At 68.0% G+C, this 6,833-nt stretch carries 3 protein-coding genes; 1 reads left to right on the top strand and 2 read right to left on the bottom strand.

The features are described from left to right. Positions 1-170: 170 nt before the first annotated feature. Both ybaL and ACVOK1_RS19825 read right to left on the bottom strand, forming a co-directional pair. The gene (gene ybaL / locus ACVOK1_RS19830) at positions 171-1,868 is read right to left on the bottom strand and encodes a YbaL family putative K(+) efflux transporter (RefSeq protein WP_481563026.1); all 1,698 of its coding nucleotides are present in this window, start codon (positions 1,866-1,868) and stop codon (positions 171-173) included. Between the two features lie 220 nt (positions 1,869-2,088). Then, a complete protein-coding gene (locus ACVOK1_RS19825; RefSeq protein ID WP_481563025.1) occupies positions 2,089-4,476 on the bottom strand; it encodes a TonB-dependent receptor plug domain-containing protein in 2,388 nt (795 codons plus the stop codon). Positions 4,477-4,812: 336 nt separating this feature from the next. On the opposite strand from ACVOK1_RS19825, the gene ACVOK1_RS19820 reads away from it, so the two are divergent. Further along, a complete protein-coding gene (locus ACVOK1_RS19820; RefSeq protein WP_108769740.1) occupies positions 4,813-6,678 on the top strand; it encodes an ABC-F family ATP-binding cassette domain-containing protein in 1,866 nt (621 codons plus the stop codon). Positions 6,679-6,833: the final 155 nt, after the last annotated feature.

Genomic DNA, 6,833 nt, shown 5'->3' with positions numbered 1-6,833 from the left:
GGGGGGGGGGCGGGGCTTTTTTTGGGCCCTCACCACCCCCATTTGGTGGGTTAGCGGGGCCCCGCCCCCCGCCCCCCCGCCCCGCCATCCCACGGATAGTCAGCTTTTGGCGTTGAAGTTGCCGTTGATTCTGCAGGTGCAGGGCTGCAAGCCCTGCCACGCCCCACCCCTCACACCACCGGGATGCTGTGCTGCCCCAGGTTCCGGTACGGCGGCGTCGACATGATCATCTCCGCCAGCGAATACGCCAGCTCGCGCTCGGCCATCACCGTGCCATCGGCACCGTGTTCCAGCAGATGCTTCACTTCCGCATCGCTGTGCGCCCGCGCCAGCAGGGTCAGGTCCGGGTTGATCGCCCGCAGCTTGGCCAGCGCCTCACCGGCTTCCAACGGCTGCGGAATGGCCAGCACCGCGATCTTCGCGCGCTCCGGATGGGCCTCGGCCAGCACCCGGTCGGCGGCGGCACTGCCGCGGATCGCCGCCAGGCCCTTGGCGTGCGCCTGCTCGACATGTTCCTTGTTGTCATCGATCACCAGCACCGGCACGCCACGGTCGCGCAGCACCTGCGCCAGCTCGCTGCCGACGCGGCCGTAGCCGATCACGATGGCGTGGCCATGCAGGTCGCGCGAGGGGCCGGTGGCCTCTTCGGGTTCGGCCGCCTGCGGCGACTGCTCCTGCTTGACCTGCCAGCGGTCCAGCAGGCCGAACACCAGCGGGTTCAGCATGATCGACACCAGCGCGCCGGCCAGCACCAGCGACTGGCCTTCCTTCGGCAGGATCTGCAGGGCGACGCCGAGGCCGGCGATGATGAAGGCGAATTCGCCGATCTGCGCCAGGCTGGCCGAGATGGTCAGCGCGGTGCTGGTCGGGTGGCCGAAGGCGCGCACGATGAAGAACGCTGCCGCCGACTTGCCGAACATGATGATGGCCACCGTCGCCAGCACCTGCCACGGGTGCTGCACGATGATGTTGGGGTCGAACAGCATGCCGACCGAGACGAAGAACAGCACCGCGAACGCATCGCGCAGCGGCAGCGAATCATGCGCCGCCTTGTGGCTCAGTTCGGATTCGTTGAGCAGCATGCCGGCGAAGAACGCGCCCAGCGCGAAGGACACGCCGAACAGCATGGCCGAGCCGAACGCCACGCCCAGCGCGATGGCCAGCACCGACAGGGTGAACAGCTCGCGAGAACCGGTACCGGCGATGCGCTCCAGGATCCACGGAATGACCCGGCGGCCGACCACCAGCATCACCGCCACGAACAGGCCCAGCTGCACGAAGGTCCAGCCGATGTCGGCCAGCACGCTGCCGAGGGTGTGGGTTTCCTTGGCGGCGTCGGGGCCGAACACACCGGCCAGCACCGGCATCATCACCAGTGCCAGGACGCAGGCCAGGTCCTCGACGATCAGCCAGCCCACCGCGATCTTGCCGCGCAGGGTTTCCAGCAGGCGGCGTTCTTCCATCGCCCGCAGCAGCACCACGGTACTGGCGGTGGCCAGCGAGAAACCGAAGATGACCCCGTGCAGGGCCGGCCAGCCCATCAGCCAGGCCACGCCCCAGCCCAGCAGGGTGGCCACGGCGATCTGGCCGATGGCACCGGGGATGGCGATGGCCTTCACTGCCATCAGGTCCTTCAGCGAGAAGTGCAGGCCGACGCCGAACATCAGCAGCATCACGCCCAGTTCGGCCAGCTGGTTGGCCAGCGCCTGGTCGGCGACGAAGCCGGGGGTGAACGGGCCGACGCAGATGCCAGCCACCAGATACCCGACCAGAGGAGACAAGCGCAGCTTGTTGGCCAGCGCGCCGAAGATGAAGGCGAGCCCCAGGCCAACGGCCACGATGTTGATCAGGTCGGTGTCATGGTGCATCGGCACTCGCAGGAAATCGGGGGGGATGCCCCGATTTTCACCGATGCGGCCACATACGGCAAACCCGCCGGCCACGTGCCGCGGCCGTCGGGTTTGCCCACGCATTTCTCCTCTACCCCCGCCTTCGGCGCGCCCCTTCAACAAGAAGGGGCTCTCCTCCAGATACGGCAAGGGTCTGCCGGCCAGCGGCCGGCACTACCACCGAGATGCCCGTTACCCCTTACCAGTTGTACTTGATGCGGCCGTACACATACGCGCCGTTGAAGCCGAACGGCGAGTAGTTGCTGTAGGGCAGCATGCCGAAGGTCGAGTTCTGCAGGTCTTCGGTGCGGTCCGGGTATTCGTCCAGCAGGTTGTCCGCGCCCAGGGTCAGGGTCCAGTTGCTGCTCGGCTTGTAGCTCACCGAAGCGTCCAGCACCCACTTGTCGCCGTAGGTCTGGTCACGCAGGGCGGTGGCGGAGTTGCGCACGGTGAATTCGCCGTAGCGGGTGGCCGCCAGGCCCAGTTCCCAGTGGTCCGAACGCCAGGTGCCGCTCAGCACGGTCTTGTCGCGCGGGTAGCTGTCCTCGATGCGGCCGATCTCATCACGGCCGATCAGCGACTGGGTCAGGCCCAGGGTGCCGAACACGGCCGGGGTGCCGCCGACGCGCTGCACCTTGGTGTCGTTGTAGCTGTAGGCCGCGGTCAGTTCCAGGCTGCTGGCCGCGAACGGCACGGTGTAGCTGGAGACGAAATCAACACCGCGGGTGCGGGTGTCCAGGCCGTTGGTGAAGTACGAGAACGCGGTCACCTGCGGCAGGCCCAGCGTGCCCAGCAGTGCGCTGGTGGCGGCGTTGGTGGTGATGCTGGACGACAGCGCGATGCGGTTGTCGATGTCGATCTGGTACGCATCGACGGTGATGTACAGGCGGTCCACCGGCTGCAGCACCAGGCCCAGGCTGTAGGACGTGGACGTTTCCGCCTTCAGCGGCGAAGCGCCCAGCGCCTGTGCGGCCTGGCTGGTGGTGGGGAAGGTGCCGCGTTCGACGAACACGCCGTTGGTGAACTGGCTGGTCACCGCCTGGTAACCCTGCTGGGCCAGCGACGGGGCGCGGAAACCGCTGGAGGCGGTGGCACGCAGCGCGACCTTGTCGGTGAAGGCATAGCGCGCCGACAGCTTGCCGGAGAAGCGGTCACCGAAGTCCGAGTAATCCTCGTAGCGGCCGGTCACGCCGGCGGAGAACTTGTCGGTCAGATCCGCTTCCAGGCCGGCATAGACGGCGTAGTTGTGGCGGTCGGCGTGCACTTCATTGGTGGGGGTGAAGCCGGCGAAGCCCTGCGCACCGGTGCCGGTGTAGGAGTTCAGTTCGCCCGGGTTCTGGTCCCACTTTTCCTTGCGGTATTCACCACCGAAGGACAGGGTGACCGGGTAGGCCAGGCCCCAGTCCAGCGACTTGGTGAAGTCGGCATTGAAGATGTCCTGCTGGTACTTCAGCGTGCCGTCGTAGAACGAGCTCGGGCTGGTGGCGCCCAGGCTGTAGTTGATGCTGTTGCGGGTGTTGAAGTCCAGGGTGTTCTCGCCGTGGTTCAGGCTCAGGTCCCAGGTCCAGCCGCTGTCGGTGTTGCCCTTGACGCCGGCCACCAGCGAGCGGTCCTTCGAGTACTGGTTGATCTCCGGCACGTAGCCGTCCGGGTAGATCTGCGACAGCAGCGCGGTCTGGCTGCTGTGGTTGGGCGAGCGGTAGAACGCGAACGAGGTGATGTCGCGGTTGCTGAGCAGCGCGCTGGCGTAGCCGGTCACGTGGTCGCTGAAATCGAAGCTGCCGTTGAGCGAGGCCGCGGTGGCGTCCACGCGCGGGTCGCCGACGACGAAGGTGGTTTCACCGATGGCCGGGAAATTGCCGGTGTTCGGGGTGGTGCCGCGGTACGGGCCGGCGCGGTTGCTTTCGTCCTGCTGGCTGATCTGGCCGGCGACGTGCACGCGGCCACGGCCGTTGGCGAACTCGACGCCGGTGTCGCCGGAGAGCTGGTACTTGTTGCCGTCACCGGCCGAGTACTGGCCGTAATCCACGGCCAGGCTGCCGCCACTGCCGCTGCCCTTCAGCACGATGTTGATGACGCCGGCGATGGCGTCCGAGCCGTACTGGGCCGAGGCGCCGTCACGCAGCACTTCCACGCGCTCGATGGCGGCGATCGGGATGGCATTGATGTCCACCGCCGAGGAGCCACGGCCGATGGTGCCGTTGACGTTGATCATCGCCGAGGTGTGCTGGCGCTTGCCGTTCACCAGCACCAGCACCTGGTCCGGCGAGAGGCCGCGCAGCTGCGCCGGGCGCACGCCGCTGGTGCCGTCGGTCAGGGCCGGGCGCGGGAAGTTCAGCGAGGGCAGGGCGCGCGACAGCGCGGTGGCCAGTTCGCCGGAACCGGTGGACTGCAGGATTTCCGGGGTGATGATGTCGATCGGCGACTGCGACTCGGCGACCGTACGGTCGGCCACGCGGGTACCGGTGACGATCACCGTATCGAGGGTGTTGGCGGCGGTGCCGGTCTGCTGGGCAGCAGCGGCGAACGAAGCGCCACCGAGTGCGACAGCGATGGCGGCGGCGATCAGGCTGGTCTTGCGGTTCATCGGGGTGGGGCTCCGGTTGGCGGGAACTGGCACCGGAATCGACATCACGGGGGTGAGGCGGACGACGGTTGTTGCGGTGCGTAATACAGCAATTAACGGGAATTTAAGCAGCTGTCAAATGCGCGTCATGTGAAAAAACGTTGCAGAAGCAATCATTTAGCTGTGGCGTGCATTGGCGGGGGAGGGGCCCGGGAGGCGCGCGGACTCGACGAGGGAGAGATGTGGAGCGACCGCGTCGCTTCCCGGGGCGCGTCAAGTATTCGTTAACGCTAGAATTGCGTCGCAGGAACAGTGCTCACCAGCACATTCCATTCGGTTATATGGACGCCTTCCCCCATGATTTCGCTTCGTAATTTCGCCTTGCGCCGTGGCGAGCGGCTGCTGTTGTCCAATGTCGACCTGACCCTGCACGCCGGTTACCGGGTGGGTGTGGTCGGCCGCAACGGTGCTGGCAAGTCCAGCCTGTTCGCGGCGGTGAAGGGCGAGCTGGAGGCGGACAAGGGCGACGTCGACCTGCCCGGCAAGGTGCGGATCGCCAGCGTCGCCCAGGAAACCCCGTCGCTGCCCGACCCGGCGCTGAGCTTCGTGCTGGGCGGTGATACCGAGGTGGCCGCGGTGCTGGCCGCCGAGGCCGATGCCACCGCCCGCGAGGACTGGGAAGCCGTGGCCGAGGCGCATACGCGCATGGCCGAGCTGAACGCCTACGACGCCGAAGCGCGCGCCGGCAAGCTGCTGCACGGCCTGGGCTTCCCGGCCGAAACCCACCACCGCGCGGTGTCCTCGTTCTCCGGCGGCTGGCGCGTGCGCCTGAATCTGGCGCGCGCACTGATGATGCCCAGCGACCTGCTGCTGCTCGACGAACCGACCAACCACCTCGACCTGGACGCGGTGTACTGGCTGGAACAGTGGCTGCTGAAGTACCCGGGCACCCTGCTGCTGATCTCGCATGACCGCGAGTTCCTCGACAACGTGGCCACCCACACCCTGCACCTGCACGGTGGCGGCGCCAAGCTCTACCCGGGCGGCTACACCGATTTCGAGCGCCAGCGCGCCGAACAGCTGCGCCAGCAGCAGATCGCGCACGAGAAGGAACAGGCCGAGCGCGCCCACCTGCAGAGCTTCATCGACCGCTTCAAGGCGCAGGCCAGCAAGGCCGCGCAGGCACAGAGCCGCATGAAGCGCCTGGCCAAGCTGGCCGGGACCGAAGCGGTGCGTGCCGAGCGCGAGTTCCGCATCGAGTTCGCGCCGCCGGCCAAGCTGCCGTTCTCGCTGATCCGCCTGAACCACGTCGAGGCCGGCTACGGCGCCGATGCGGTGATCCTGCACAACGTCGGCTTCGGCCTGGAAGCTGGCCAGCGTATCGGCCTGCTCGGCCCCAACGGTGCCGGTAAGACCACCCTGGTGAAGACCCTGGTGGGCGAGTTGATGCCGATTGCCGGCGAGCGCTCGGCGCACCCGGACCTGAAGATCGGCTACTTCGCCCAGCACACAGTGGAATCGCTGCACGAAGGCCAGTCGCCGATGGAGCACTTCCGCGAGATCGCCCCGGATGCGCCGAACCAGTCGTTCCGCGATTTCCTCGGCAAGTGGAATTTCCCCGGTGACCGTGCGTTCGAACCGGTCGATGGCTTCTCCGGTGGCGAGCGAGCGCGCCTGGCGCTGGCGCTGATCGCCTGGCAGCAGCCGAACGTGCTGCTGCTCGACGAACCGACCAACCACCTTGACCTGGAAATGCGCGAAGCGCTGGCCGAAGCGCTGGCTGATTTCGACGGTGCGATCGTGATGGTCTCGCATGACCGCCATCTGATCGGCCTGGTCTGCGACACCTTCTGGCGCGTGGCCGATGGCGTGGTCGAGCCGTTCGACGGCGACCTCGATGCCTACGCCGCCTGGCTGCGTACGCGTCCGCAGGCGCAGGGCACCAAGGCGCGCATGGAACAGGTGGAAGAGCCGGTGGTGGTCAAGACCGCCCCGGTGGCGCAGGTGGTGCAGAAGAAGCCGGCCAACCCGCACAAGCTGGCGGCGGCCGAAACCAAGGTCTCCGAGCTGGAAAACAGCCTGGCCGAGCTGGACCGCCAGCTGGCCGACCCGGCCAACTACGCCGATGCCACCCGCATGGCCGTGCTCGGCCGCGACCGCGAAACCACTGCCGCGCAGCTGGAAAAAGCCGAAGCCGCGTGGATGGAGCTGCTGGAGTCGTAACCCCGCGTTCGCCCGGGGGGGGGCCCCGCGCCCCCCGCGCCCGCCGGCCCGCGGACCCCCCGCCCCCCCCCCCCGCGGGCCCCCCCGGGCGCCCGCCCCGCCCCCGCCCCCCCCGCCCCCCCCCCCCCCCGCCCCCCCCCCCCCCCGCCCCCCCC

Source organism: Stenotrophomonas sp. STEN087, from assembly GCF_056759115.1.
This window is presented reverse-complemented; position numbering and strand designations above follow the sequence as displayed.